26 protein-coding genes are annotated in these 25,518 nt (G+C 69.7%); 15 read left to right on the forward strand and 11 right to left on the reverse strand.

All coding sequences use genetic code 11. The features are described 5' to 3' along the window. Positions 1-92 precede the first annotated feature (92 nt). A complete protein-coding gene (locus RCR19_RS07165; protein WP_331264345.1) occupies positions 93-335 on the forward strand; it encodes a DUF5302 domain-containing protein in 243 nt (80 codons plus the stop codon). A gap of 129 nt (positions 336-464) precedes the next feature. Here the strand turns inward: RCR19_RS07165 and RCR19_RS07170 are convergent, their stop codons facing one another. Next, entirely contained in the window at positions 465-1,505 is a 1,041-nt protein-coding gene (locus RCR19_RS07170) for a serine hydrolase domain-containing protein (protein WP_331264346.1), read from the reverse strand. Next, complete coding sequence (locus tag RCR19_RS07175; RefSeq protein WP_331264347.1) at positions 1,502-2,338, reverse strand: IclR family transcriptional regulator; 837 nt, start codon at positions 2,336-2,338, stop codon at positions 1,502-1,504. The genes RCR19_RS07170 and RCR19_RS07175 overlap by 4 nt, the downstream gene beginning before the upstream one ends. A 54-nt stretch (positions 2,339-2,392) precedes the next feature. On the opposite strand from RCR19_RS07175, the gene RCR19_RS07180 reads away from it, so the two are divergent. Genes RCR19_RS07180 through RCR19_RS07200 form a run of 5 tightly spaced genes read left to right on the forward strand, consistent with a single transcriptional unit; the run spans position 2,393 to position 7,575 of the window. After that, complete coding sequence (locus tag RCR19_RS07180; RefSeq protein ID WP_331264348.1) at positions 2,393-3,967, forward strand: ABC transporter substrate-binding protein; 1,575 nt, start codon at positions 2,393-2,395, stop codon at positions 3,965-3,967. Further along, the gene (locus RCR19_RS07185; RefSeq protein ID WP_331264349.1) at positions 3,964-4,956 is read left to right on the forward strand and encodes an ABC transporter permease; all 993 of its coding nucleotides are present in this window, start codon (positions 3,964-3,966) and stop codon (positions 4,954-4,956) included. Before RCR19_RS07180 ends, RCR19_RS07185 begins: the two co-directional genes overlap by 4 nt. Next, positions 4,953-5,867, forward strand: coding sequence for an ABC transporter permease (locus tag RCR19_RS07190; protein WP_331264350.1), 915 nt, complete (start codon positions 4,953-4,955; stop codon positions 5,865-5,867). The genes RCR19_RS07185 and RCR19_RS07190 overlap by 4 nt, the downstream gene beginning before the upstream one ends. Continuing rightward, complete coding sequence (locus RCR19_RS07195) at positions 5,864-6,709, forward strand: ABC transporter ATP-binding protein (protein ID WP_331264351.1); 846 nt, start codon at positions 5,864-5,866, stop codon at positions 6,707-6,709. The genes RCR19_RS07190 and RCR19_RS07195 overlap by 4 nt, the downstream gene beginning before the upstream one ends. Beyond that, entirely contained in the window at positions 6,706-7,575 is an 870-nt protein-coding gene (locus RCR19_RS07200; protein ID WP_331264352.1) for an ATP-binding cassette domain-containing protein, read from the forward strand. Before RCR19_RS07195 ends, RCR19_RS07200 begins: the two co-directional genes overlap by 4 nt. Before the next feature lie 11 nt (positions 7,576-7,586). Here RCR19_RS07200 and RCR19_RS07205 read toward each other — a convergent pair whose 3' ends face one another. Continuing rightward, positions 7,587-8,525: an ROK family protein gene (locus tag RCR19_RS07205; protein ID WP_331269367.1), complete on the reverse strand. Its 939-nt coding sequence runs from the start codon at positions 8,523-8,525 to the stop codon at positions 7,587-7,589. A gap of 62 nt (positions 8,526-8,587) precedes the next feature. Here RCR19_RS07205 and RCR19_RS07210 point away from each other — a divergent pair, with 62 nt between their 5' ends. The 4 genes from RCR19_RS07210 (at position 8,588) to RCR19_RS07225 (ending at position 12,156) form a co-directional block, all read left to right on the forward strand. Further along, positions 8,588-9,352: a creatininase family protein gene (locus tag RCR19_RS07210; RefSeq protein WP_331264353.1), complete on the forward strand. Its 765-nt coding sequence runs from the start codon at positions 8,588-8,590 to the stop codon at positions 9,350-9,352. Positions 9,353-9,423: 71 nt separating this feature from the next. After that, entirely contained in the window at positions 9,424-10,551 is a 1,128-nt protein-coding gene (locus RCR19_RS07215; protein WP_331264354.1) for an enolase C-terminal domain-like protein, read from the forward strand. After that, the gene (locus tag RCR19_RS07220) at positions 10,548-10,985 is read left to right on the forward strand and encodes a Rid family hydrolase (RefSeq protein WP_331264355.1); all 438 of its coding nucleotides are present in this window, start codon (positions 10,548-10,550) and stop codon (positions 10,983-10,985) included. The genes RCR19_RS07215 and RCR19_RS07220 overlap by 4 nt, the downstream gene beginning before the upstream one ends. Before the next feature lie 898 nt (positions 10,986-11,883). Continuing rightward, positions 11,884-12,156 carry a GntR family transcriptional regulator gene (locus RCR19_RS07225; RefSeq protein ID WP_331264356.1) on the forward strand — a complete coding sequence of 91 codons (273 nt, stop codon included), beginning with the start codon at positions 11,884-11,886 and terminating at the stop codon, positions 12,154-12,156. Between the two features lie 246 nt (positions 12,157-12,402). Here the strand turns inward: RCR19_RS07225 and RCR19_RS07230 are convergent, their stop codons facing one another. Continuing rightward, entirely contained in the window at positions 12,403-12,720 is a 318-nt protein-coding gene (locus tag RCR19_RS07230; RefSeq protein WP_331264357.1) for a hypothetical protein, read from the reverse strand. 405 nt (positions 12,721-13,125) lie between these two features. Next, on the reverse strand, positions 13,126-13,959 hold the full coding sequence (locus RCR19_RS07235) for an alpha/beta hydrolase (RefSeq protein WP_331264358.1): 834 nt from the start codon (positions 13,957-13,959) through the stop codon (positions 13,126-13,128). A gap of 83 nt (positions 13,960-14,042) precedes the next feature. Between RCR19_RS07235 and RCR19_RS07240 the strand changes: the two genes are divergently transcribed. From RCR19_RS07240 to RCR19_RS07255, 4 genes are all read left to right on the forward strand, one after another. Continuing rightward, positions 14,043-14,531, forward strand: coding sequence for a MarR family transcriptional regulator (locus RCR19_RS07240; protein ID WP_331264359.1), 489 nt, complete (start codon positions 14,043-14,045; stop codon positions 14,529-14,531). A 239-nt stretch (positions 14,532-14,770) separates the two neighbouring features. Next, on the forward strand, positions 14,771-15,337 hold the full coding sequence (locus RCR19_RS07245) for a sigma-70 family RNA polymerase sigma factor (RefSeq protein ID WP_331264360.1): 567 nt from the start codon (positions 14,771-14,773) through the stop codon (positions 15,335-15,337). After that, the gene (locus RCR19_RS07250; protein WP_331264361.1) at positions 15,334-16,563 is read left to right on the forward strand and encodes a CU044_5270 family protein; all 1,230 of its coding nucleotides are present in this window, start codon (positions 15,334-15,336) and stop codon (positions 16,561-16,563) included. Before RCR19_RS07245 ends, RCR19_RS07250 begins: the two co-directional genes overlap by 4 nt. A 410-nt stretch (positions 16,564-16,973) precedes the next feature. Beyond that, positions 16,974-17,774, forward strand: a complete 801-nt coding sequence (locus RCR19_RS07255; protein ID WP_331264362.1) for a L,D-transpeptidase family protein — start codon at positions 16,974-16,976, stop codon at positions 17,772-17,774. A 148-nt stretch (positions 17,775-17,922) separates the two neighbouring features. Here RCR19_RS07255 and RCR19_RS07260 read toward each other — a convergent pair whose 3' ends face one another. Genes RCR19_RS07260 through RCR19_RS07285 form a run of 6 tightly spaced genes read right to left on the reverse strand, consistent with a single transcriptional unit; the run spans position 17,923 to position 23,627 of the window. Further along, positions 17,923-18,687 (reverse strand): ABC transporter ATP-binding protein, encoded by a 765-nt coding sequence (locus RCR19_RS07260; RefSeq protein WP_331264363.1) that lies wholly within the window; start codon positions 18,685-18,687, stop codon positions 17,923-17,925. Further along, positions 18,684-19,484 (reverse strand): ABC transporter ATP-binding protein, encoded by an 801-nt coding sequence (locus RCR19_RS07265; protein WP_331264364.1) that lies wholly within the window; start codon positions 19,482-19,484, stop codon positions 18,684-18,686. Before RCR19_RS07265 ends, RCR19_RS07260 begins: the two co-directional genes overlap by 4 nt. Beyond that, positions 19,481-20,359 carry an ABC transporter permease gene (locus RCR19_RS07270; RefSeq protein WP_331264365.1) on the reverse strand — a complete coding sequence of 293 codons (879 nt, stop codon included), beginning with the start codon at positions 20,357-20,359 and terminating at the stop codon, positions 19,481-19,483. Before RCR19_RS07270 ends, RCR19_RS07265 begins: the two co-directional genes overlap by 4 nt. Continuing rightward, complete coding sequence (locus RCR19_RS07275; protein WP_331264366.1) at positions 20,356-21,321, reverse strand: ABC transporter permease; 966 nt, start codon at positions 21,319-21,321, stop codon at positions 20,356-20,358. The genes RCR19_RS07270 and RCR19_RS07275 overlap by 4 nt, the downstream gene beginning before the upstream one ends. Continuing rightward, positions 21,321-22,841, reverse strand: coding sequence for an ABC transporter substrate-binding protein (locus RCR19_RS07280; protein WP_331264367.1), 1,521 nt, complete (start codon positions 22,839-22,841; stop codon positions 21,321-21,323). The genes RCR19_RS07275 and RCR19_RS07280 overlap by 1 nt, the downstream gene beginning before the upstream one ends. Positions 22,842-22,886: 45 nt before the next feature. Continuing rightward, the gene (locus RCR19_RS07285) at positions 22,887-23,627 is read right to left on the reverse strand and encodes a DUF1684 domain-containing protein (protein ID WP_331264368.1); all 741 of its coding nucleotides are present in this window, start codon (positions 23,625-23,627) and stop codon (positions 22,887-22,889) included. 732 nt (positions 23,628-24,359) lie between these two features. On the opposite strand from RCR19_RS07285, the gene RCR19_RS07290 reads away from it, so the two are divergent. Beyond that, on the forward strand, positions 24,360-25,313 hold the full coding sequence (locus RCR19_RS07290) for a hypothetical protein (protein WP_331264369.1): 954 nt from the start codon (positions 24,360-24,362) through the stop codon (positions 25,311-25,313). Positions 25,314-25,518: the final 205 nt, after the last annotated feature.

The raw sequence follows: 25,518 nt of genomic DNA on the forward strand, positions 1-25,518 counted from the left end.
TCAGCCGCGGCGACGACGCCGGACACCGGCACCCACGCGCCCAACGGCATGACAAGCTGTGCTTACCATCTGCCCGAACCCAGGAGGTCACCATGACTGCAGAGTCTCCACGTCAGGAAGGTTCGGAGCCGGCTGACACCGAAAGCCCCGACCCCGATGCCGAAGGGCACGGCCAGGACGAACTGAAGGACAAGTTCCGCGAGGCCCTGGCTCGTAAGCGCGGCATGCAGGCCAAGGCCGCGGCCCTCGCAGCGAACACCAACGCGTCGAAGGTCCGCGGCGCGCACGGCCCGGCCTCGAGCCAGCGCTCGTTCCGGCGAAAGAGCGGGGGCTGACCTCACACCTGTCCGGGACCCTGCCGGGTGACGGAGGCAACCGTCTCCTTCGGTACCTCTCCGCGTCAGCGGGGAGGTACGCCCGGGCAGTCGCGCTCCTGGTCGGCCACCCGGCCGTGGTCGTGGCTTTCAGCCGGCCCGAGATGCCGGCTTCGCGGCGGCGGTGTGGAACGCACGCCGTACGGCGGTGATTCCGTCTCCGTCCCTGGTCGGGTGCACTCGGTTGGTCAGGAGCACGGCATAGCGCCGCGTTGCGGGGTCGACCCAGAGGCTGGTACCGGTGAATCCCGTGTGACCGTACGAGTCCGGGCCGAATGCGGTTCCGACGGGCGAGTCGATCGGATCCTGGCCCTGCCACGCGAGCGCACGCCGCAGCGTCAGGCCGTTCGTATGGGCGGCGGTCATCAGGGCGAACGTCTCCGGGCGCAGCAGTCCCCGGCCGCCGGCGGCGAGTGCGGTGCCGAGCAGTTCCATGTCCTGGAGCGGTGCGAAAAGGCCCGCGTGACCGCCGACGCCACCGAGCACGACCGCGTTCTCGTCGTGGACCTCCCCGACGACAGGGCGGCCACGCCAAGGGCAGTCCTCCGTGGCCACCGCCCGTGCGCGACGCGCGGCGTCGGGGCGAAAGACCGTGTGCTGCATGCCGAGCGGCGCCGTCACCAGGTGTTCCACCAGCACTTCCAGTGGCTGCCCGGTCGCGGCCTCCGCGATCGAGCCGAGGATGATGAATCCCTGCGAGGAGTACTGGACGCGGGTGCCCGGCGCCGCCGTCAAGGGCAGCAGGCGTACGGCCTCGAGCAGGGAGGCGCGAGTGGGATGATCGCGGTAGAGCGGTACCTGCCCGGGGATGCCCGAGGTGTGGGTCAGTAGTTGACGTATCGTCAGGTCGGCTTTGTCGCCGTCGCGATATCGCGGCAGATGCGCGCCCACGGTGTCGTCGAGCGTCAGTGTGCCGCGCTCGACGAGTGCCATGACCGCGAGGCCGACGATCGGTTTTGTCACCGAGGCGAGATCCCACAGCTCACCGCCGTCCAGCGCCTGTCCGCCCCAGCTGCGGGTGCCGGTCCAGCCCCGGTCCAGCGGCCCCTCCGCGCCACCGACGGACCAGGCCGCACCCGAGTAGACATGCTGTTCGCGTCCGGTGGCGAGCAGTTCGGCCAGTGCGCTCATTCCCGCTCACCCCGCGAGGTCGTGTCCACCACGCCCAGAATCGGTGTGCGCGCACCGAGACCGGCGGAGACCGTGCGGGCGGCGGCACGCACCATCGGCCCGAACACCTCCACGCTGTCGGGGGCCATGGTGAAGGTCAGGCCCGAGATGCCGATCGCGCCCACGACCCGGCCGTCCCCGTTGAGGACGGGTGCCGCCACCGACCGCACGTCCGGCTCGTCGTACTCGTCCTCGACGGCGTAACCGTTCAGGGCCGCGTCCACGAGGAGTTCACGAAGCGCGTCGGGATCGGTGAGTGTGTGCGGGGTCCGGGCTTCGAGCGGTGCCGAGTGCAGAACGGCATCGGCTTCGTGGCCGGAGAGCACGGAGAGCATGGCGAGCCCCACGCCGCAGGCGTACAGCGGCGTGCGGTGGCCGGGCCGGGCGCTCATCCGGTACTCACGTGCCGGCTCCGACTGCTCCAGGTACACCGCCTCGGACGCGTGCCGTACGGCATACAGCGCGACATGTCCAGTACGCCGGCGCAGGTCGGCGAGGACGGGCCGGGCGAGCTCGAGGGCGCGTCCGTCATTGAGGGCGGCCGCGGCAAGACCCAGCAGCCGGGGACCCGAGCGGTAACTGCCCCCTTCCGCGGGTTCGGCGAAACCGTGGTCCGCCATCGCCCGCAGCAGCCGGTGGACCGTCGGTTTGGTGAGCCCGGTGCGCCGTGCGATCTCGCCCAGCCGGTGGGGACCACCGGGCTCGACGAGTGCTTCGAGCACCTCCATCGCCTTGTCGACAGGACCCTTCACCGGTTCGGGTTCGACCGATCGACTGTTGACCGCCTTCGCCATGTCGCTTAGTTTAGCGCAACCGCATTCCATCTGACGGAACGGATGTGTTGTTCAATGGAACGAATACGTCAGAGGCGCATCGTGGACCGCGGCCATCTGCCCCGACGCGACGTCCTGCGGGCGGGTGGTCTGCTGATCGGGGCTCTCGGTGCGGCGACGTCTCTGAGCGGCTGCGGCACCCCCGCTGCAGCCCGCGCCGGGAACGTCCTGCGGGTCTCCCAGCCGGGGGACCCCAAGACGCTGGACCCGCAGAAGCAGGGCGACATGGTGTCGATGAACGTCCTCATCAACATGTTCGACACGCTCACCACCCGCGGCCGGGACAACCAGCTGCACCCGAGGCTCGCCCTGTCCTGGTCGGCCACGGACGCGCACACCTGGCGGTTCAGGATCCGGCCCGGGGTGACCTTCCACAACGGTGAGCCGTGCGAGGCGCAGGCCGTCGCGTTCAGCATCAAGAGACTGCTCGCCCCCGCGACGAAGTCGCCGATCGTCGAACTCCGCTACGTCAAGGACGTCAGCGTGGTCGACCGGCTCACCGTGGACCTCCACACCACGGTGCACGACCCGATCCTGCCCGCCAAGCTGTCGCTTTTCGGTGGAGTGGTCGTGCCGCCCCGCTATCTGTCCGAGGTGGGCGACGCCGGATTCGCCGAACATCCCATCGGCACCGGTCCCTTCACATTCGTCAGCTGGCAGCGGGACCACGAGCTGCGCATGCGGGCCCATGCCGACCACTGGGAGGGCCGCCCGAGCATCGACGGCCTGGTCTTCACACCGGCACCCAACGCCTCGTCCTCACTGGCCGCGCTCCAGAGCGGCGGCGTCGATCTAGTCGCCGGACTCACCCCGGACGCCGCTCAGCAGCTCGACGGCTACTCCGGTGTCACCCTGGACGGCTTCACGGGGATCCGCACCTCCTACCTCTCCTTGAACACTCTGGAAAAGGGCCCGCTCCAGGACCGCCGTGTGCGCCAGGCACTCAACCACGCCGTCGACGTCCCCCTGCTGATCAAGGCGGTGCTCGACGGCAAGGCCACCGAGACGCCCGCCCTCGTCCCGCGCGGCGCCTTCGGCTTCGACCCCTCGGTCAAGCCGTTCACCCGTTCCGTGAGCACCGCGCGCGCGTTGCTCGCCGACGCCGGTTACCCGCACGGCTTCTCCACGACGCTCACCGCGTCCAACGTCGACTCCAACGTCGCGGAGGCCCTTTCGGGACTGCTCGCCCGGGCGGGCGTGCATGCGCGGGTCGACCTCCTCGACCCCGGGACGTACGCCGCGCGACTCACCTCCGACAACCGGGGGGCACTGGGTCCGATCTATCTGGCGGCCAGCACCGTCTGGACGCTGGACGGCGAGAGCATCGTCCAGTCGAACGTGCGCCACGACCGACGGCAGAGCCGCTGGCACTCGAAGGAGGCGGACCGCCTCATCGATGTCGAAGAGCTCTCCCAGGACCCCGCGGAACGCAAAAAGGCCTTCTCCGACCTGCAACGCCTGATGCGTGAGGAAGCGCCCTTCGTCTTCCTCTACCAGATGGACAACATCTTCGCTCGCAACGACCGGCCCCGCTGGAAGCCGGGATCCGCCGGCGTCCTCGCCATGGAGAGCGCGGAGGTCTCCCGATGAGCGACATCACCCTCGAGCAGCCGCCCACCCCGACGGCCGGCCGACGGCACGACCACCACGCGACACGGCTGCTGTGGTTCGTCCTGAAGCGCCTCGGCACCGCCGTGTTCGTCCTGCTGTGCACGGCGACCGTGGCCTTCTTCCTGGTGCGGCTCTCCGGCGATCCCGTCAAGCTCCTGCTGCCGCCGGATGCCACAGCCGCACAGGAGAGCGCGCTCCGCTCCTCCCTCGGCCTCGACCGTCCGCTGTTCACTCAGTACGTCGACTTCATCGGGGGACTGCCCCGCCTCGACTTCGGCAATTCCCTGGTCTACAACCAGCCCGTCAGCCGGATCCTGGCCGACCGGCTGCCCGCCACGATCGAACTCGCCGCCGCCGCACTGGTCGTAACCCTCGTCGTCGCGATCCCGGCGGGCATCTTCGCCGCGATGCGCCGTGGACGAGGCTCCGACCACGCCGTGATGACCGGGGTCCTGCTCGGCCAGTCCACACCACCGTTCTGGGTCGGCATCCTGCTCGTCCTGGTCTTCGCCGTCGGACTGCACGCGCTGCCCGCCTCCGGGTACGGGACCTTCGCCCATCTGGTCCTCCCGGCCGTCACACTCGCCGTCTACTCCGTCGCCGTCGTCGCGCGTCTGCTGCGCTCCTCGTTGATCGACGTCCTGTCCTCCGACCACATCCGCAGTGCCCGGGCCAAGGGCTTCGGGCCGCTGAAGGTGGTGCTCACCCACGGACTGCGCAACGCCTCACTGCCGGTGGTGACCGTCGTCGGTCTCGAAGTGGGCAGCCTGCTCGGCGGCGCGATCCTCACCGAGCGCGTCTTCTCCTGGCCGGGAGTCGGACAGCTGACCATCGAGGCGATCTCCAATCGCGACTTCCCGCTCGTCCAGGCCACCATTCTGTTCTTCGCCGCCACCTTCGTCGTGGTGAACCTGCTCGTCGACCTCTCCTACAGCTTCCTCGACCCGAGGGTGAGGACGTCACGATGACCGTCATGACACCGGCTGCGGCCGACCGGGTCCCCGCGGGGACACCCACCGTCGGCTCCGGGTCCGTCGTACTGCGGGCACTGCTGCGCAACAAGCTCGCCGTTCTGGCGCTCGCCGTACTCGTACTCCTGCTGGCAGCCGCCCTGTTCGCCCCCCTCATCGCACCCTACGACCCGAACACACAGGATCTTCTGCTGCGGCTGCGGCCACCCGCCTGGCAGGACGGCGGCAGCGGGGCCCACCCGCTCGGTACAGACCAGCTCGGCCGCGACATGCTCTCCCGCGTCATCTACGGCGCGCGCGTCTCGCTGCTCGTCGGTGCCGGCGCCGCCCTGCTCGCCGGCGCCATCGGCACCGTCGTGGGACTGGTCTCCGGCTACTTCGGCGGCTGGGCCGACCGGGTCCTCATGCGGCTCGCCGACATCCAACTCGCCTTCCCCGCACTGCTCCTGGCCCTGGCCATCGTCGGTTTCCTCGGCTCCGGCCTGTGGTACGTGATCCTCGTCCTCGGCTTCACCGGCTGGGTCTCCTACGCCCGCGTGGTGCGATCCGAGGTGATGTCGTTGCGCTCGCGCGACTTCATCACCGAGGCCCGGGCGATCGGCGTCACCGACGCCACCATCATGCGCCGCCATCTGCTGCCCAATGTGATGGCCCCGCTCGCCACCATCGCGACCCTGCACGTCGCCGCGGCCGTCGTCGCCGAGGCGTCGCTGAGCTACCTGGGCCTCGGTGTGCCCAAGGAGACGGTCACCTGGGGCTCCATGCTCGCCGACGGCCAGCTCTACCTGGGCACCTCCTGGTGGGTCGCCGTCTTCCCCGGCATCGCGCTGATGCTCACCTCCCTCGCCATCAACATCACCGGCGATGCCCTGCGGGACGTCGCGGACCCGAAGGCCTACCGCCGATGACCATGGACCGACAGACACGCGACCACTCCCCCCGCCCGGTGGACGCCGAGCCGCTGCTGCAGATCAAGCACCTCAGTGTGGACTTCAGGCTCCCGACCTCCGTCGTACACGCCGTCCAGGACGTCTCCCTCGCCGTCCACGCCGGCGAAACGCTCGCCGTGGTGGGCGAGTCGGGCAGCGGGAAGAGCGCCACCGCACTCTCCGTGCTGGGCCTGAACCCGACACCCCCCTGCGTCTACACGGGCGGCGAGATCCTCTTCGACGGACACGATCTGCTCAAGCTGTCCGAGAAGGAGCTCGGCAGGATCAGAGGGCGCGACATCGCCATGGTCTTCCAGGACCCGATGACGAGCCTCGACCCCCTCCAGCACGTCGGCGCCCAGGTGGCGGAGGTCCTCGGACACCACACCGGCATGTCCCGCGCCGAGGCCAGGGAGGCCGCGCTGGCCGCGCTGGACGAGGTCGGCATCCCCGATCCGGCCCAGCGCTACCGCCAGTACCCGCATGAACTCTCCGGCGGCCTGCGCCAGCGCGTGATGATCGCGACGGCGCTGGTGGGCCGGCCGCGTGTACTGATCGCCGACGAGCCGACCACCGCCCTGGACGTCACCGTGCAGCGCCAGATCCTCGATCTCCTCGTCACCCTCCAGCACAAGCACGACATGGCGGTCGTGCTGATCACCCACGACCTCGCGGTGGTGGCGGAGACCGCCGACCGCGTCGCGGTCATGAACAAGGGCGAGGTCGTCGAGAGCGGCGACGTCCTGGATGTGTTCGACCGCCCGGCCGACGACTACACCCGCAGGCTGCTGACCGTCACCCCGCGATTGGAGGCGGCGTGAGCCCCGAGACCCGAACGCCGGCGACTGCCGGCCGGCCACTGCTCGAACTCAGTGGACTACGCAAGGAGTTCGGCGGCAGGAACGTGAACGTGGCCGTCGACGACGTGTCACTCGAGGTCCGGGAGGGCGAAACCCTGGCCCTGGTCGGCGAGTCCGGCTGCGGCAAGACCACCCTGACCCGGCTGCTGCTCAGGCTCCTCGAACCCACGGCGGGAAGCGTGCGCTTCGACGGGCAGGACCTCGCCACCGTCTCGGCGGCCGAACTGCGCGCCGTACGCCGCCAGATGCAGGTCGTACTCCAAGATCCGTACTCCAGCATGAACCCCCGTATGCGTATCACCGACATCGTCGCCGAGCCGCTGATCACCCATGACCCGGCGGTACGCGGTCGGCGCGGCAGGGCACGTGCGAGGGAGCGGGTCGGAGAGCTGCTGGAGGCCGTCGGGCTGAACGCCGGCATCCAGGACCGCTACCCGCACGAGTTCTCGGGAGGTCAGCGCCAGCGCGTCTCGATCGCGCGCGCACTCGCGCTCCGGCCCCGCCTCCTGGTGCTCGACGAGCCCACCAGCGCGCTGGACGTGTCCGTTCAGGCCACCGTCCTGGAACTGTTGGCAGATCTCCAAACGCGGCTGGGTCTGACCTATGTCTTCGTCTCGCACAACCTCGCCGTCGTACGGCAGGTGGCCGACCGGGTCGCGGTGATGCGCCGTGGCCGCCTGGTCGAGGTGGGCGAGGCGGCTCAGGTGTTCCACATCCCTCAGCACCCCTACACGCGGCAACTGCTGGACGCGGTGCCGGTCCTTGACCCGCGCAGAGGCCGCCGCGCCGCGGAACGGGCGCCCCGCACCAGCGGAGAGAGCCGATGACCACCCACCCACTACAGGTAGGAGAGCACGAGCCCCGCGCCACCGAGCAACGCAACGTCGTCCATGGCGGCCTCGCTCACCAGCACGCGCGGCTGTTCGGCGCCCGCGAAGGCGACGGCGTCACGCAGCCGCTGCTCGACCACCGTACGAAAGCCCTCACCGCCCTCGCGTGCCTCACCGTGCAGGATGAAGAGGCCGGGCGCGAAGAGTTGCTGCACGTTCACCAGGCCGAGGGCGAGGTTCTGCGCGTACTCCTGCACGATCCGTCCCGCCGGCTCGTCCCCGCGGCTCACCAGCGACGCGAGCGACGCCCCGTCCCCGAGGCCCGCCGTGTGTGCCCGGGCCCGCAGCCAGCCCGTGGTCGCGACGGTCTTCCAGCAGCCGCGGTTTCCGCAGGTGCACCGCTCACCGCTGGCCGACACGGTCATATGGGCGCCGCTGCGGCCGCCGGGTGGCGCCAGCACCTCGCCGTCGTAGAGGACCCCCACCCCGAGGACCTCACCCGTCGAGACGGAGGCGAAGGTGCGCCGCCCGCGCCCCGCGCCGAACCATCGGTCCCCGAGCACCTGGAGCCGTGCCCGGTGCTCCACCCGCACACTCGCGCCGGTCAGCTCGCCCAGCCGCTCCGTCACCGGGTATCCGTGCAGACCGGGTACGTCGTTCACTTCCAGGATCAGGCCCGTGAGCGGGTCCACGAGCCCGGCGGCCGCCACCCCGATCCCGGTCAGCTCGTGTGCGGCGAAGATCACGGCGGTTTCCGTCAGTGCCGTGTCGATGTCGGCCGGCGTCGCGGAGGCGGCGTCGTACGAGGTCTCGATGCGTTCCAGAATCCGACCCGCCATGGACAGCACGGCCGCCCTGACCCTGCCGGGTACCAGCTCGACGGCACCCAGCCGCTGCGAGGCGGCGGGTGCGGTCGGTTGCGCCACGGCCTCGGGGACCAGTCGCAACGGAGAACGTTTGTGGACCATGCGCCGACTCTGCCACGGTCCCGTTTCACAGAGGTAGCACCGTGAGCCAATCGAAACTGAGCGAACTTACCTGGCGCGAGGTACGCCGGTCCGGTGAGGACGGCATCGCCCTGCTGCCCATCGGGTCGCAGGAACAGCACGCCGCGCACCTTCCCATGGGCACCGACACGCTCCTGGTCGAGGAGGTCGTCGAGCGGGCCCTGGACCTGCTCGCCCGGGAGGCACCCCATCCGGAAGTCGTGCTGCTGCCCGTCCTGCCCTTCGGGCACAGCCCCCACCATCTGTTCGCCGCGGCCCTCTCGCTCTCCGCCGCCACCCTGAGCGCCGTCCTGGACGACATTCTGGACTCGCTCGTGACCAGCGGACACCGCCGCATACTGATCGTGAACGGACACGGCGGCAACGACGAGATCATGCGCCTGGCGGTGAAACGGTTCGCCCTCCGCTCGGAAGCCACCGTCGCCGCCTGCTCCTACTGGACGCTCACCTCGGCCGGGCGCGAGGTCGGCCGGCCCGACGTCACCCCGGGGCACGCCGGATGGTTCGAGACATCACTGATGCTGGCGGCCCGCCCGGACCTGGTGCGCACACCCGTGCACGCCCGCACACCCGTGGAACCGCCGCCCCTGTTCGACAACCCGCCCTACCCGGGCCTCACCGTGGAACGCCACGGGGAGTGGGCCCGGGTCGGCGGCTCGACGGACGACCCCTCCACCGCCGACGCCGCGTCGGGCGGTCAACTGCTGGACGACCGGGCACAAGGGCTGGCCAGGGCGATCGCAGCCTTCGACGCGGCGACGCAGTGAATCCGGCGACACCCGCACCCCTGGACGCCGCCGCGTCACGAGCCGGCCGTCCCCATGATGCAAGGAGAGACATGAAGGTCACCGACGTCGATGTGTGGGTCGTGAACCTCCCACTGGTCAACCCCTTCACCAGTTCGTTCGAGACCAAGACAGGAGAAACCCGCACCGTCGTGCGCATCCGCACCGACGAGGGCGTCGAGGGCTGGGGCGAGACGATGTGGGGCAGGCCGGTGGCGGCGATCGTCCGGTCGATGGCCGCGGACCTGATCGGCACCAGTCCGTTCGCGCTGGAAGGCTTCCACCGCAAGCAGCACATGGTGCCCTTCTTCTACGGCTACCTCGGCTACGCCGCGATCGCGGCGATCGACGTCGCCTGCTGGGATGCGATGGGCAAGGCCACCCAGCAGTCGGTCACCGATCTGCTGGGGGGTGCCGTTCGCGACGAGGTACCGATCACCGCTCTCGTCACCCGGGCCGACGCGCCCGGTTCGACGGCGTCGGCGCTGCCCGCGGCCCTGGCGGAACACGCCCGGCGCGTCGTCACGGAGGGCGGCTTCGAGGCCGTCAAGCTCAAGGGCACGAAGGACGCGGCCGGGGATGTCGCCATCCTGCGTGCGCTGCGCGAAGCACTGCCCGACGTGAATCTGCGGGTCGATCCGAACGCCGCCTGGTCCGTCCCCGATTCGATACGCGCCGGGATCGCCCTGGAGGAGCTGGACCTCGAGTACCTGGAGGACCCGTGTGTCGGCATCGAGGGCATGAGCCAGGTGAAGGCGAAGGTACGCATCCCGCTGTGCACCAACATGTGTGTCGTCCGCTTCGAGGACTTCGCACCGGCCACGCGGCTGAACGCGGTGGACGTGATCCACGGTGACGTCTACAAGTGGGGCGGCATCGCGGCCACGAAGGCACTCGCCGCGCACTGCGAGACCTTCGGCCTCGGTATGAACCTGCACAGCGGGGGCGAACTCGGCATAGCGACGGCGGCGCATCTCGCCGTCGTCTCCAGCACCCCGGTGCTCTCACGTGCGATCGACAGCATGTACTACCTGCACGCGGACGACATCATCGAACCGCTGCACCTCGAGAACGGGCGACTGCGTGTGCCGACGGGACCCGGTCTGGGTGTGAGCGTGGACGAGGACAAGCTCCGTCACTATGCCGCGGTCAACGAGCGGGAAGGCGACCTGACGGGATGAGCGGAGCCACGGAGCAGGAGACCGAACCTGTGGGACATGCGGGAAGGGAGGCCGTACGCACCGACGACGCCCCCCGCCCGGCAGGGGCCTACTCCCAGGGCGTGGTGGCGGGCGGGTTCCTGTACACGGCCGGGTTCGGCCCACAGGACCCGCGGACCGGCGAGATTCCGGAAGGCGTCGCGGAACAGACCGCACAGGTACTGCGCAACATCTCCTCCGTACTCGCCGAGCGCGGTCTGACACTGCGGGACGTGGTCAAGGTGACGGCGCATCTGGAGCATCTGCAGCGGGACTTCGCCGAGTTCGACCGGGCCTACGGCGCGTTCTTCACCGAGCCCTGCCCGGTGCGGACCACGGTCGGCTCCGACCTGATGAACATCCTTGTCGAGATCGACGTAGTGGCCGTGGTCCATGAGCGGGCCACAACCGACTGACCCGTCCGCTCGTGGAGATGCCGGGCAGTGCGAAGCGCCACGTCGTCCTGCCCGGCACCGGGGCGCGCGGAGGCCCGGCCGACGCGCACCCGTGCTGTCGGCGTCGGGATCCGGGGCTGCCCTCCGCGCCCTGTCGCCAGGCATCAGCGCTCCTGCCATACCCTGACACATCGTCAGTGAGTGGCCGCTTCGGCGCCGGGCTCGGTGCTTCTTCAGCAGCAATACCCGAGAAAGGTTGATCGGGAAGGCCCAGCCGCTGGCCACGGGATTCCGCCACACCTAGCGCGTCGCGAAGGCATTCCGCCGTACGCCGCAGCATGAACATGGCCTCATCGAGGGTCAGGGTCACACCCAGCATGGGGCGCACCAAGCGAGCACCGTTGCTCCCGCCTCCAACTGTTGCGCTTCGATGGCGTCCGCGAACCGTGAGAGCGGACCGTCAGGGTTGTCGCAAGGGATGTACGCGGGCTTGCCTTCCGGCCCGTCGAACGGAAGGCGTCGTAGGCGGCTCATCGAGTCACCGCCAGGGGGCAGCGCCGCGTCACGGCTGTAGTTACTTGTGCACGAGGTTTCTTCTGCCGACGCCACCCGCCTGGCGCCTGGTCGCGCGCCAAGTCGTCTTCGACGACGTCCGCCGGGCCCACGGAGCATGCAGCGGAAAGGGCTCGCTCCGGCCCCGTTCCGGTCCAGCGCTTTCCGCAGACGGGAAGTAGGTCGCTGCAAGCCAACGCCAGTACGGCCGGCATCATCGTCGCTCCTTCTCAGCACCGAACACACCCCTGGAGCCCTTGGCGGCGCCTGTGGGGCCCTCTCTTCATGCATGGTATCGCCTTGTATCGCTACGTCTCTAGACGTATCTCTAAGTGTGACGACGAAGAGGGACGCATAACTTCAGGCCATGGCCATCGATCCGGATGCTGAGATTGATCACGGTGCCCCGCTCACGCCGTACCGGCAGCTTGCCGAGATCTTGCGCGCGCGTATCCGACGCGGCGACTGGGCTCCGGGACGCGCGATCGCTTCCGAAACCCAGCTGGTGCAGGAATACGGGCTTGCCCGGAGTACGGTACGGCGGGCCATCGCTGTCTTGGCGGAGTCCGGAGAGGTCTTCACGGTGCCCCAGCGCGGCACCTACGTGACAGACAGGTCTAACCCGGAGGCCACGCAGTAGGAGCCACCAGGGACGCGGTGTCTACCGACCCACGGCCCGGCGGAGCTCCACGTCCCACGGGCTGCCATGTCATGTTGAGCCGCCCGTGGAGCTCTTACGCGTCCTTGCCGGACTTCGTTCGAGGACCTGGAAGATCTGCCGACAGACGGTGCGCTTGAGGCATCACTGGGCGCTGCGGATGCTCAAGGGGCCGGGGCGGCGAGTTTCGGGCATGAGACCTCGCTGCGGGGAGCCCGGCACCTCACGCTAGCCGCCGACCTTCCGCGGCGCGGTCCGTCGCGGAAGCACCGACCTGAGGACGCAGACCGCGCCGAGAAGCAACAGGACGGCGATGGTCGGATTGAGATAGGCGGGGATGATGATGTCGAGGCTGTGGCCGTCCGACATGTGACAGGTGAGCTGGAGCGGAGTGAAGCTCCCGGAGATGCCGTCGAGCTGGATACCTCGCGTCAGGTCGTCCAAGGTGAAGCAGTCCACTCCGCCTTCGTGCCCGTACAGGAAGTAGATGCGCGAGCATCCCCATACGTAGAGGGCGAGGGCGGCAGTGGCAAACACGATGGCCACGTCCCGCCACCGTTCGCGGGCTGCGCGCCGTCCTAGCTGCGGCACCGATGCCACCAGGTAGACGCACAGGGAGATCACAGCCGGCCATCCGCCGGTCACCACGGCAACCAGCACAAGCCCGTGAGCGGTTGGAGGCGCATCGTACGCCGCGATCATGGCGAATCCGGCTTCCTTCCGAGCGACCGAGTGCTTGTGGCCGCCCCGGCACGCCGCAGGTGAGCCGCGCGCGCCGGAGCATCGACGTCTTGACCGATCAATGCTCTGTCATCGTGCGTGACGTCAGCAACAGCGGTGGCGACCGGGGTACTACGTCCTTTGCCTCCTCGAAGCCAATCGCCCGGCAGTTGGGCGCGCCGTCCCACGCGGCCTCGAGGACTCCGCGGAGCTCCCGGGGTTACGGAGACCTCACCCCACGTCGGCGAGGACCTGCCGAAGCCGGGTCGCATAGGCCCGCGGGTGGCTGGTGTTGCCGTTGTGGCCGCCGGGGAATTCGGCCGTCTCCTGTCCCACCAAGGCGGACAGGGCGTCCGCGCATCGACGGTCGAAGACGTCCTGAGGGGTGGTGCGTCCGACCGCGGGGATGATGCGGGCGGAGACGTCCTTCACGGCGCCGACGTCGATGGTGTCATGGATGACGGCGGTGAAGTCGTGCCGGATGAAGTAGTCGAAGTTGGCGGTGCGACGCTCGTTGATCGGCTGGGGCGTCAGGTCCGGTTCGGCATCCTTGTGAGTGGGGTCGATACCCAGGGTGCGGGCTATGCGCGGGAGTGCGGCACCCAGTCCCTCGCGCCGGTACAGGTCCTGGAGCGCGGCGAGTTCGCGCTCGTGGCGGGAGCGTTCGCCCTCGGGCAGCAGACGGGGCGCGACCGGTTCATGGGCTATGAGCGTGGCGATCTCACCCGGGTGTCGCACCGCGACGTGCAGGCCGATCACGGCACCGAGGCTGCAGCCGAGCATACGGACGGGGGCGTCGGCGAGGACGCCCAGCAGGCGGTGGACGTCATCGGCGTGCTCGGCCAGTGAGGCTCCGCGCTCCGGGTGGTCCATGCGACTGCGGGACAGGCCGCGACGGTCGTAGGTGGCCACGGAGTACGTGTCGGCCAGGTGGTCGATGAGGTCGCCGCTGCGGTCGGCGTCACCCTCCCCGCTTTCGGAGATCAGCAGGAGCGGGCCCGTGCCGCGCACCTGGTAGTGCAGGACGCCGCCGGGCACGTCGAGTGTTCCGGAGAACGTGGGCATGGTGACTCCCCCTCAGAGCGCGGCGGGCGGTCCGCCGCGGACTCCCCTCACCATATTCCATCGAACTCGATACATCTAGATCGATGCATCACTTCAGATGTACCTTGGCGGGTGTGAACGGAGTCGAACTTTTCCTGCTGGGGCGCGTCTTGATGAAGATTGGCGAGGAAGCCCTGCCCGAGCCCCCGGGGGGCGCCGCGAAGTATGCGGGCAGCACGCGGACGGTATTGGTCGTGGCCAGCGACATCGCGGCGCATCCCGACAGCGCGGTGGGTGAGATCGCCGCTCGCACCCGCCTCCCACAGAGTCAGGTCTCCACGGCAGTGGCCCGGTTGCGGGAGGCCGGATCGGTGCAGACCGTGCCGGACCCCGCCGATCGGCGCCGCATGCTCGTGCGCCAGGCCGTCGAGACCTCCGAACGGGTCGCGCGCGTCCGGGCGACCGGCATCACCGAGGCCTTGGCCGCGGCCCTCGGCACCGATGATCCGGCCCGTCTGCGGGAGGTGACCGCGGCGCTGGAGATGCTCGCCCATGCACTCACCCCGACACCGGCGGCGCCCCCTCGCGCCTGACATGCCCGCCTGATGGAGTGGATCCGCCCTGGTCGTTGCCGTCCGACCTGCCGCTCGGAGCGGGTGCGGCCGTCGGGAGTGCCCGGTCCGGGAACGCGGCAGGTGCCGTCGCGCGGGAAACGGTGACCGGCTCCCGTGGGTGATGCGCGCCACATCCACGGGATTTTCCGGTCCGGGATGTAAGAACCGGGCCGCTGCGCTCATTGCTTGGTGAGAGAGCCGAAATGAGGGGACGGCGCGTGACACATGCCCAACGCTTCCGGGACGTCTACGAGGAGTGCTATCCGCGTGTCCTCGCCTACGCCACCAGCCTGGTCGGGCGGCAGACGGGCGAGGACATCACCAGCGAGACGTTCACCGTCGCCTGGCAACGGGTGGGCAGCATTCCCAGGCCGGCACTGCCGTGGCTGCTGGGTGTGGCCCGCAACCTGGTGCGCGAACTGCGCCGCCGGGACGCCCACCAGTACCTCCTCGCGGCCGAGGAAGCGCAACGCATCAGCAGCGGCGCCCGGACCGACGTCGGTGACATCGCGTCGGAGGTCACCGACCGGCACGACGCGCTGCAGGCGCTCGCGAGCCTGCCGGAGGCCGATCGGGAACTGCTGACGCTGATCGCCTGGCACGGTCTGAGCGCCAGGGAGGCCGCGCAGGTCCTCGGCTGCACCACCGCGACACTGACCGTCCGGTTGTACCGGGCCCGGCGCCGGTTGGAGAAGGCCCTGGAAACGGCATCGGCGTCCAGGACGACGTCCGCATCTCCCGTAGAGGCCCCGCACCCCACCCGTCACGAAGGAGCACCCGCGTGAAGAACACCCGCAATCGGCCCGGGCGGCCCGACGTCATGAAAGTGCTCGCGGACGCACGGCCCGACGCACTGGATCCGTCCCTGCTGGTGGACCCGACGAGGCAGCGGGAGGACCTCGCACGCATCGTCGACGAAGCGCCGGACGGCAGGGTGACACGCTTCCTGGCCGCCCGCCGCAGAAGTGGGTTCAGGCCGCTGGGAGCGGTGGCCCTCGCAGCCGTGGCGGCGTCCGCGGTGGCGGTGACCACGCTCGACTGGCGGGAGCCGGCCGATCGGCCGGCCGCACAGCCGCGATCCTCCGCCGCGACGGAACTGCCGGGCGCCGGTGAGGACGTCCATGTCGACGGCCACCTCGAACTGCTCAGCGCGGCCGAGCAGGCCGCGAACTCGGCCGACCAGGGAACGTACTGGCAGACGACGACGCGCTCGGAGAACGTGGACGTCGCCGGTGAGCAGGGACACCTCTTCGCCGTGCGCAGTACCTCCACCTCCGAGTGGTCGGTGGGCGTACGCCCCGGAACCGGGAGCCTCATGGTCTCCGGGCTGGACTCCCTGACCGAGCCCAGGACCGCGGCGGACAAGGCACGCTGGCGAGCGGCGGGCTCGCCAGGCACGGTGCGGGTCGAGGTCGCTAAGAAGGCCGGGACAGGCGTGATCGGCTACCCGATGGGCACCGGGCGGCCGATGGTCATGAAGACGAACCTCAACGACAAGATCTACGCCGTCGGCCCGCGCAACGTCTCCTACAAGGACCTGCGCGCACTGCCCTCCACCAGTGGGGAGTTGCGCAGCTACCTGGAGCGGGCGTACGCGACGGACAACGGCGCCGAGTCCGGTACGTCGGGCCGCAGCGCCTGGATGCTGCGCCAGGCGGCCGACCTCGTCACGATGCCCGTGAAGCCGGCTGTCCGGGCGGCCGCGTACCGGGTGATGGCGGATCTGCCCGGAGTCAGGGTGACCGGGCGTGTCAGCGATCCCCTGGGTCGCGAGGGTGTCGGTGTCGACTTTCCCGTCGCGTACCCGACACCGCTCGGGACGACCCGGGAGCGGCTGGTCGTGGACCCGTCGACCGGCGCGATGCTCAGCGACCAGGTCGTCCTGGTCAAGGCCTCGGCCAGGGCAAAGGAGGCGGGTCTCGACGCGGGCACGACGGTGAACTACGAGGCGACCACCAGGATGAACTGGGGCGAGCGCCAGATCGCGGTGCCGAAGAACGCTCGCAGCTGAGTCGAGAGCCCGGCTCCCGCCGGGTGACGGCAGGTCCCGGGGCGGGCTTCTTCCAGGCCCGCCCCGGGAGGCCGGTGAGTCCGGCCCCCGCACCCCGTCCCACCTTTTTTGAACACAGCCCGGAAGAACTGTTTCCTGCGCCCGCGCCGCCCCGGACTCGGCACTTCCGTACGTGACCGCCTCACCGGCGCCTGCGGACTCCCGGACATCACGCGCCACGGCTCCCCAGGTAGGGGTCACTTGACGACCCGGAACTTCCACCGCCGAGTCGACGCGGCAGTTCTCCCGGCGGCAATCGGCGTCCCCGGCGGCGGCCCTCCGCGGCGGGTGGCCTCGTCCGGGTCGTCGACAGCGCCTCCGCCCAAGGGCTGCCCCCTCGCGTTCCCGTCCTCTCCAGAAAGCCCATACCGATGCGCCTCCACAGGCCCTATGTATCCGCAGCTGCGGCAGTCGTCGTCTCCTCGCTGGGAATAGTCGCCGCCTCCCAGCACATCCCCGACGGGGGCCACACCCCGGCTCCGGGGACGGCCCCGGTCGTCCAGGACGCCGTTGCTCCCGCGGCCTTGGGGTCTGCCACCGCCCGCGCCACACCACGGACGACACCTTCGCCACGGCCCGAAATCCCCACCAGGATCCCGGGGCTGGGTCCCGGAACCCGGTCGCACATCCCGGCCGGCACCCGTCAGGTCGTCCTGGTCACGGGAGCCGCGCGGAACTCTGCGTCCTCCAAGGTCGTGCTCTACCAGCGCGTCGACGGCGGCTGGCGTCCCGGGGCGATATGGGCCGCCCACAACGGCTACCGGGGCTGGACCGACGAGCACTACGCGGGCGATCTGCGCAGCCCCATAGGGGTGTTCGGCCTGACCGACGCCGGCGGACTGCTGGCCGACCCCGGCACCGAACTGCCGTACCACCACTCCGGCGCCTTCTCCGTCAGCGGGCCCGGTATCGAGGGCGAACCGCTCACCGGCTCCTTCGACTACGTGATCGCCATCAACTACAACCGGCAGCCCGGCACATCACCGATGGACGGCACCAAGCCGCTGGGCGAGAACCGCGGTGGGGGCATCTGGATCCACGTCGACCACGGGGGCCCCACGCACGCCTGCGTCAGCCTCTCCAAGCCGCACATGAAACAGCTGCTGCAAGCCCTCGACCCCGCCGACCACCCGGTCGTCGTCATGGGCGACGCCGCCTCTCTGGCTCGATGACCGTTCCGCCGTCAACACCGCTCACCGAGGACGCACCGATCAGCGGAGGTACGTCCTCGATCCAGGTCCGCCAAGCGTCTCCCGGGCACTCTGCTCGCGCGGCCCTCGGCGGCTTCGGGCGCCGAACGGCCGCTTCGCGAGGGGAGCCTCAGGCGGGCAGTCGCGGCACGCTGTCGATCAGTCGGCGGGTGTAGGGGTGCGCCGGGTGGCCCAGCACCTGAGCGGTGTCGCCCTGCTCCACGACGTGGCCGTGCTCCAGTACGGCGGTCCGCTCGCACAGGGACGCCACGACCGACAGGTCGTGGGAGACCATCACGAGCGTCAGCCCTTGTTCCTGCTTGAGTTCCGCGAGCAGGTCGACGACCTTGACCCGGGTGGTGACGTCGAGTGCGCTGACGGGCTCATCGGCCAGCAGCACCCGTGGACGGCACACCGTGGCGCGGGCGATGGCGATCCGCTGACGCTGTCCTCCGGAGAACTCGTGCGGGTAGCGGTCCATCGCGTCGGCCGGAAGGCCGACCCGGTCCAGGGCCGCCGCCACCTTCGGCACGGCGGAGGACCGTGTGTCGATACCGAGGGAGCGCAACGGCTCCGCCACGACGGCACCCACCCGACGACGTGGGTCGAGCGAGGAGTACGGGTCCTGGAACACACACTGCACGCTGCGCCGGAACCGGCGCATCTGCTCCCGGTCGCGCAGTGACAGCTCGGCACCGTCGAACCGGACGGTCCCGGCGGTGGGCCGGGCCAGCCCGAGCAGCAGTCGCAGGAGTGTCGTCTTGCCCGCCCCCGACTCGCCGACGAGGGCGAGGCTGTGCCCCGCTTCGACGGCCAGCGAGATGTCCTTCACCGCGTCGACCGCGCTCCCCCGGTGGCGCAGCGCCACGTCTCTCAGTTCCAGTACGGGTGTCACCGCGGGCTCCTCAGATCCAGAGCGGCCTCCAGCCTCCGTGCGCCGGCCACGAGCGATTTGGTGTACTCCGCGCGCGGAGAGCGGACCAGGTCGTGGACGGTTCCGGTCTCGACTGCCCGGCCGTCCTTCATCACCAGCGCCCGGTCGGTCACCCGGGCCACGACGGCCAGGTCGTGACTGACGAAGATCACCGCCATTCCCCGTTCCCGGACGAGGGTGTCGAGGAGATCCAGCATCTCCGCCTGCACCGACACGTCCAGCGCGGTTGTCGGCTCGTCCGCGATCAGAAGTCCCGGGTCGCAGGCCAGGGCCATCGCCAGGGCGACGCGCTGCCTCTGTCCACCCGAGATCTCATGCGGAAAGGCGCGGGAGACACGTTCGGGTTCCGGCAGGCGCACCTGTGCCAGCATGTCGCCGACGGCGTCGCGCAGCGCGGCGCCCCTGAGGCCCCTGCGTCTTGCGAGGGGCTCGGCGATCTGCCGGCCCACGCGCATCAACGGGTCGAGCGCGGTCAGAGGCTCCTGGAACACGACGGCGGCGTCCCTGCCGCGCACCGAGGTGAGCGCCCTTTCGGTCGCGCCGACGATCTGGGTGCCGGCGAGTTCGACGCTGCCGGTGGCGGTCATGCCGCTGGGCAGCAGGCCGAGGAGCGCCAGCGTGGTGAGCGACTTGCCGGACCCCGACTCGCCGATGAGGCCGAGCCGTTCACCGCCGGCCACGGTGAAGGAGAGGTCGTCGACCAGCACTCTGCCCTCGGCGGTCCGGACGGTCAGCCCGCGTACGTCCAGGAAGGTCATGAGCGCCTCCGACCGGTCGCCGGATCGAGGGTGTCCCGCAGACCGTCGGCGACGAGATTGACGCCGACCACGAGCAGGACGAGCAGAATGCCGGGGGCGAGGGCGCCGGCGGGGGCAGTGGTGAAGGTGGCCTGGGCCTCCTGGAGCATGCGACCCCATGAGGCGTTGGGCGGTGGGGCGCCCAGCCCCAGGTACGACAGGCCCGCCTCGGCCAGCACGGCGAGCCCGAACTGCAGGGCCAGGTTGACCACCAGGGTGGGCCAGATGTTGGGCAGGACGTGTCCGAGCACGATACGCGGCCAGGACGTGCCGGAGATGCGTGCGGCGGTGATGTAGTCCTGCGTGAGGACGCGCTTGACCAGGATGCGTGCCAGCCGGGCGACGACGGCGCTCTGCGCCAGACCGATGGCGAGGACGGCGGATCCCAGGGTCGCCGAACGCGCGGCGACGATGAGCATCGCGAGCAGCAGCGTCGGGAACGCGATCAGGATGTCGAGGAACGCGGAGAGCGTGTCGTCGAGCCAGCCCTGGGCGAACGCGGCGAGCACGCCGAGCACGATCCCGAGGGTGGCGGCGATGAGCACGGCCCCCAGGCCCGCCTCGACCGCGATCCGAGAGCCGGTCATCACCTGGGTGAACAGGTCACGGCCGAGCTTGTCGGTACCCAGCAGATGTCCCCCGCCGGGTCCCGCCAGCCGTCCGCCGGAGGTGTCGTCGGCGGGGTACGGCAGCCAGAACAGGGACACCACGGCGAGCAGCGCGATGAGGCCGGCGAGGACGGAGCCCACGACCAGCGTGAGGGAGACGCGGGAACGGCGCACGCCCTGGGGCGTCCCCGCGGGCCGCGCCGCGTCGAGTGTGTCGGCCGGAATCACCGGGCGCCTCCCGAGAGCCGTCCGCGCAGCCGCGGGTCGATGATCCGCTGGAGCAGGTCCGCGGCGAAGCCGATGAGCAGCACACCGAGGGTGGAGACGAACAGCACGCCCTGGATGACCGGGTAGTCGTGCTGGGCGATGCCGGTGGCGAGCATCGAACCGAGGCCCGGCAGGGCGTACACCGACTCCACCACGACCGCGCCGAGCAGGGTCGAGGCGAGCTCGATACCGAGGACGGAGATCACCGGCACGGAGGCGTTGCGCAGACCGTGCCGCCACATCGCGCGTCCGAACGACGACCCCAGGGCGCGGGCGGTGCGCAGATAGTCGCTGTCCAGAACGTCGAGGGTCGCCGAGCGGACGTAGCGGATCAGGGACGCGCTCATCACCAGGGCGATGGTGACGACCGGCAGAACGAGCGAGCGGATCGCGTCCCCGGGCTCGGACCAGCCGTCCTGCGGGAATCCGCCCGCCGGAAGCCAGCCCGCGTTCAGCGCGAACACGGCGATGAGGATCATGCCGAGCCAGAACACCGGGACGGCGATGCCCAGCTGCGACACAGCGCTGAGCAGGGCGCCGTACCAGGTGTGGCGCTTGTGGGCGGCGACGAATCCGGCGGGCACGGCTACGAGGACGGCGAGGACGAAGGCGGCGAGGGTGAGCGGGACGGTGACGTTCAGCCGGGAGGCGACCTCGGGCCCGACCGGCAGCGAGCTGACGAAGGAGGTGCCGAGGTCGCCGCTCGCCAGCTGCCCGAGCCAGTGGGTGAACTGCTCGGGCAGCGGCTTGTCGGAGCCGATGGCGTGCCGTGCCGCGGCGATCTGTTCGGGGCTCGCGCCCACAGCCGTGAGGGCGTTGGCGGGGTCGCCGGGCAGCATGCGCAGCAACACGAACAGCACCACGCAGGCGAGGGCCAGCGACACCACCAGGAAGACGAGGCGGCGCAGAAGGTATCGCGCCATCAGCCCTTCTTCTCGATGTCGTAGGCGTAGAACTGGGAGTTGAGGCCGTTGAGGGGGTAGCCCGACAGCTTGCTGCTCGCGACCACGATCTGCGGGTACAGGTACAGCCAGTCACTGGCCGCGTCCTCGGCGGTCTTCTCGTTGACCTTCTTCAACAGCGCGGTCTGCTCGGCCGTGCCGGATGCCTCCTCGGCCTGCTGCACCCACTGGGTGACCTGCTTGTTGTCGTAGCCCCAGTAGAAGTCGGGGTTCCCGTACCAGACGAGGTCACGATCGTTGACGTGCTCCTGGAGCGTGGCGCTGAAGTCGTGGTTCTTGTAGACCTTCGTGTACCACTCGTCGGGCGTGATCGTGTTGATCGTGACGGTGATGCCGACCTTGGCAAGCTGGGACTTGATGAAGGTGGCGGCGGTGGGGTGCGGGTCGTAGTTCGGGGTGTCCAGCGTGAAGGCGAAGCCCTTGGCGTACCCGGCCTCGGCGAGCAACTGCTTGGCACGCGCCGGGTCGTAGGCGTTGACCTTGGTGAGGTCCTCGTACCACGGGTCGGTGGGCGGCACCATCGAGCCGATGAGCTTGCCGTAGCCGCCCCAGACCGATTCCAGCAGCTTCTTGTCGTCGATGGCGGCGGACACGGCCTGGCGCACCTTGACGTCCGTGAAGGGCTTGGCCTTGTCATTGAAGGCCAGCAGCAGCTTGGTGGTGGAGTTGCCGTCATTGACCTTGTAGTTCTGGTTGTTCTTGAACTGGTCCAGGGCATCCGGCGACTGCTCGCTGGTGACCACGTCGACGGCGTTGGTCAGCAGCGCGTTGTTGAGGGCCGTCGCGTCCTTGTAGTAGTGGAAGACGACCTCTTTGTTCTTGGCGGCGTCGCCCCAGTAGCCGGCGAACCGGTCCAGGCTGAGCGCGGAACCACGGGTCCACTTGTCCAGCTTGTAGGGGCCGGTGCCGTCCTCGGTCGTCTTCAGGTCCTTGGCCTGGGAGTCGATGATCCAGACGTAGGAGAGGTTGTAGACGAAGGAGATCGACTTCTGCGACAGCGTGACCTTCACGGTCCGCGGGTCAGGGGTGGCGATGTCCTTGATGACCTCGAGGTTGCTCTTGCGCGCCGACTGGGAGTCGTCCGCGATGACCTTCTGCAAGCTGTACTTGACGTCCTGGCTGGTGAGTTCCTTGCCGCCGTGGAACTTCACGCCGTCGCGCAGGGTGAAGGTGTAGGTGAGACCGTCGCCGCTGACCTTGTAGTCCTTGGCGAGCAGCTTCTCCACCTTGCCGTCGTCGGTGAGCTTGAACAGCCCCTCGTAGACGTTGCCGTTGAGCGCCTCGGTCACGCCCTGGCCGCCACCGGCGGTGTTGTCGAGGTTCTGCGGCTCGTACAGCGAGCCGATGCTGACGGTGGCGTTCTTGTCGTAGGCGCCGGACCCGGCGCTGCCGCCCGCGCCGGAGCCACCGCAGGCGGTCACGGTCAGGACGAGGGTGGCCGCGGTCGCGGTGCCGTACAGGGAGGTCTTCTTCAGGCTCATGGTGAAGGGCGCTTTCGTGCTGCGGTGCGGGGAGGCGGTCGACGGTCAGTGCTGCGCGGGAAAGCCGTCGCGGAAGACGGGAAGCTTCTCGCCGGCCTCGATGGGCAGGTGGAAGCGGTTCTGCCGCGGCGGCATCGGACAGTTGTACTGATCGGAGAAACCGCAGGGCGGCACGAAGGCGCGGTTGAAATCGAGCAGGACGCGGTGCTCGTCCTGCGTGCGCTGCACGAAGAGGAAGCGCCCGGCCCCGTAGGTGCTGACGCCGTTGGTGGGATCACCGAAGACGAGCAGGAGGGTGCCGTCGTCGTCGAAGGCGCTGAGGGTGTAGTCGCGGCCGTCGACGGCGAGGGTGATGTCGCCGGGGACGACGAGTTCCCGGGTGCCGCCGTTGTCCCGCAGATGCTCGAAGGCGACCCGGCGAGCACCGGGCACGGGGGTGTAGGTCGCCTCGATCAGCCAGGCCGGGTCGTGCGGGAATGCGTCGACCCGGTCGAAGTGGTGGATGGCGGGTGACTCGGCGTCCCACAGACGCAGGCCGTGCTCGGGCTCACCGGTGACGAGGTCGGTCCGCTGGAGTGTGGTGACCGTCACAGTGTCCGGTTGGCCGACGCGGGCCCCCTCCACGTCGGGACGTTCACCGGCGGGGAGCCAGCGGGTCTCGACCAGGGCGAGATTCCCGGTCGGCGACGTGAGCGAGCGATGGCGCTCGGCACGCCATGCGTGCCACAGGCCGACGGAGCCGCCGTCGGGGCCGTCGCTGGTGAGGTGGGACACGGTCGGACTCATTCGCTTGGAGGGATCGGCGGCCGCACGCCGCGAACGTCACGCAGCGCGAAAGAGTGGCCAAAGCATGTCCTTTATCTTCTATAAGTGAATCTAATGTCAAACGGGTGTACACATCGTGAGACGGTTTATGGACACCCATTCCGCAGGGAGGGGACCGAGGGCGGCCAGGGACGACCACCGCGCCGGGCGCCCGGAGGCACGCCGCTCCCGCATCCGGCCGGACGGCCGGCCCGTGTGCGGCACGACCCGCCAGGACGGCTGCCTCATGTCGCGAGACATCCGCCGCGCGACCGATCACCCGGGCCGGCCCTGTCACCACACGGATCCGCGGTCCCAACCCACGACGGTCCGAGCAGCGCATCTCCGGCATCGATGCCCGACACGGAGCCGTTGCACTGCCCTCCGTGCAGGCGATCGGCTCCGGCTCAGGAACGGGCGCCGCGGGTGCCTTGTCGAGGCCGGGAGGCGTATGTGCCCGCGACGGTACGGATCGCGCCGCCGTCTCAAGTCGCCGCTCGGCGAACCCACCGGGCGGGGCATCGAGTGACCCATGACAACCAGCCGCGCCAGGCCTCACGAAAAGGTGCACAAAAAATTCGCCGGGAGTACAACCATCGTTCCATCGACGCGGTCTGAGCCCATGTCACACGCCGACCCTCCCGGTCGGCATTCCCTTTCTGTGCGCCGGAACCCGGGTCGTCCGGGTCCCGGCGCTTCTCCAACGGAGAACGCATGCGTATTCGCGCTACGGCGGCTGTCGCCGTCGTCTGCGGCGTCGCCGCACTGACCGGCGCCGCCATGCCGGCTGCCCAGGCCGCCGGTACCCCCGGTGGCACGCGCCCCTGGCAGCTCGCCGGCCACAACACCCCGGCAACGGGGAAGTCCGCCTTCACGGCGGCAGCCGCCACGGCCAAGACGCCGTACCCGCTGGCGGTGACCTTCTCCAACGTGAAGGTCGCCGGTGGCAAGTCCGCCGTGACCGTGGGCACCAGCGCCATCGTGCACGTCCCCTACAGCTTCACCCTCACCGCGACGAACGTCGACATCTCCGCTTCGGACTTCGTCGTCGGTCTCGACCTGTACCACGGCTCCGTCGCCGCACCGTCGGCCGACCTCTACGGCGACCGGCCGGCGACGTGCTCCGTGACCTCCTCCATGTCCTCACCCGAGAAGGTAGTCACGGTGGAGACCTGCAAGGGGACCGTCGACGTCTACCCGAAGTACGATCTGGCCAACTCCGACGCCGGAACGAGCTGGCACTCGGTGGCCTGGGCCGTCGCGTACAACGGCCAGAACCCCGGCAAGCCCTCCGACATCAGCAAGATCGGCGCGGCGAGCCTGACGGGGCAGCGCTCCCCCGCCGTCCAGCGCCTGTCCAGGCTCACGGTGAACGCCGCGCCCGAGCCGGTCAAGAAGGGCAGGACGCTCACCATCACGGGCTCCCTGACCCGCGCGAACTGGGAGGCCCACAAGTACGCCGGGTACACGGGCCAGAAGGTCAAGCTGCAGTTCCGCAAGAAGGGGAGCAGCACCTACACGACTCTCAAGACCCTCACCACCGACAGCCACGGCAACCTCAGGACGACCTACAAGGCGACGACGGACGGCTACTGGCGCTACTCCTTCGCGGGTACGTCGACCACCCCGGCCGTCTCGGCCGCCGGCGACTACGTAGACGTCAAGTGACACCTCGGTGACCTGAGTCCTGCGCCGCTACCGTTCCGTTCTCACGGACCCGCGGCGCAGGACCTTCTGCCCGGCGAAGCCGTCGGGAAGGAAGATGGGCCGTAGCCCGGGCCTCGGCGGTGGGGCGTGCGGACGGTCGACGTAACGCCTCCACCCGGCGCACGCCTGCGAGTTCCCCGCGCGCCCGCGATCGCTCGAGTCGCCG

The sequence above is a fragment of the Streptomyces sp. WAC07094 genome, assembly GCF_036320405.1.
Taxonomy (GTDB): Bacteria; Actinomycetota; Actinomycetes; order Streptomycetales; family Streptomycetaceae; genus Streptomyces; species Streptomyces lannensis.

Bases quoted from the DNA above. Each gene is read 5' to 3' on its own strand.
- RCR19_RS07165 (WP_331264345.1), top strand. From the start codon at position 93: ATGACTGCAGAGTCTCCACGTCAGGAAGGTTCGGAGCCGGCTGACACC.
- RCR19_RS07170 (WP_331264346.1), bottom strand. From the start codon at position 1,505: ATGAGCGCACTGGCCGAACTGCTCGCCACCGGACGCGAACAGCATGTC.
- RCR19_RS07175 (WP_331264347.1), bottom strand. From the start codon at position 2,338: ATGGCGAAGGCGGTCAACAGTCGATCGGTCGAACCCGAACCGGTGAAG.
- RCR19_RS07180 (WP_331264348.1), top strand. From the start codon at position 2,393: ATGGAACGAATACGTCAGAGGCGCATCGTGGACCGCGGCCATCTGCCC.
- RCR19_RS07185 (WP_331264349.1), top strand. From the start codon at position 3,964: ATGAGCGACATCACCCTCGAGCAGCCGCCCACCCCGACGGCCGGCCGA.
- RCR19_RS07190 (WP_331264350.1), top strand. From the start codon at position 4,953: ATGACCGTCATGACACCGGCTGCGGCCGACCGGGTCCCCGCGGGGACA.
- RCR19_RS07195 (WP_331264351.1), top strand. From the start codon at position 5,864: ATGACCATGGACCGACAGACACGCGACCACTCCCCCCGCCCGGTGGAC.
- RCR19_RS07215 (WP_331264354.1), top strand. From the start codon at position 9,424: ATGAAGGTCACCGACGTCGATGTGTGGGTCGTGAACCTCCCACTGGTC.
- RCR19_RS07220 (WP_331264355.1), top strand. From the start codon at position 10,548: ATGAGCGGAGCCACGGAGCAGGAGACCGAACCTGTGGGACATGCGGGA.
- RCR19_RS07225 (WP_331264356.1), top strand. From the start codon at position 11,884: ATGGCCATCGATCCGGATGCTGAGATTGATCACGGTGCCCCGCTCACG.
- RCR19_RS07235 (WP_331264358.1), bottom strand. From the start codon at position 13,959: ATGCCCACGTTCTCCGGAACACTCGACGTGCCCGGCGGCGTCCTGCAC.
- RCR19_RS07240 (WP_331264359.1), top strand. From the start codon at position 14,043: ATGCATCACTTCAGATGTACCTTGGCGGGTGTGAACGGAGTCGAACTT.
- RCR19_RS07255 (WP_331264362.1), top strand. From the start codon at position 16,974: ATGCGCCTCCACAGGCCCTATGTATCCGCAGCTGCGGCAGTCGTCGTC.
- RCR19_RS07265 (WP_331264364.1), bottom strand. From the start codon at position 19,484: ATGACCTTCCTGGACGTACGCGGGCTGACCGTCCGGACCGCCGAGGGC.
- RCR19_RS07275 (WP_331264366.1), bottom strand. From the start codon at position 21,321: ATGGCGCGATACCTTCTGCGCCGCCTCGTCTTCCTGGTGGTGTCGCTG.
- RCR19_RS07280 (WP_331264367.1), bottom strand. From the start codon at position 22,841: ATGAGCCTGAAGAAGACCTCCCTGTACGGCACCGCGACCGCGGCCACC.
- RCR19_RS07285 (WP_331264368.1), bottom strand. From the start codon at position 23,627: ATGAGTCCGACCGTGTCCCACCTCACCAGCGACGGCCCCGACGGCGGC.
- RCR19_RS07290 (WP_331264369.1), top strand. From the start codon at position 24,360: ATGCGTATTCGCGCTACGGCGGCTGTCGCCGTCGTCTGCGGCGTCGCC.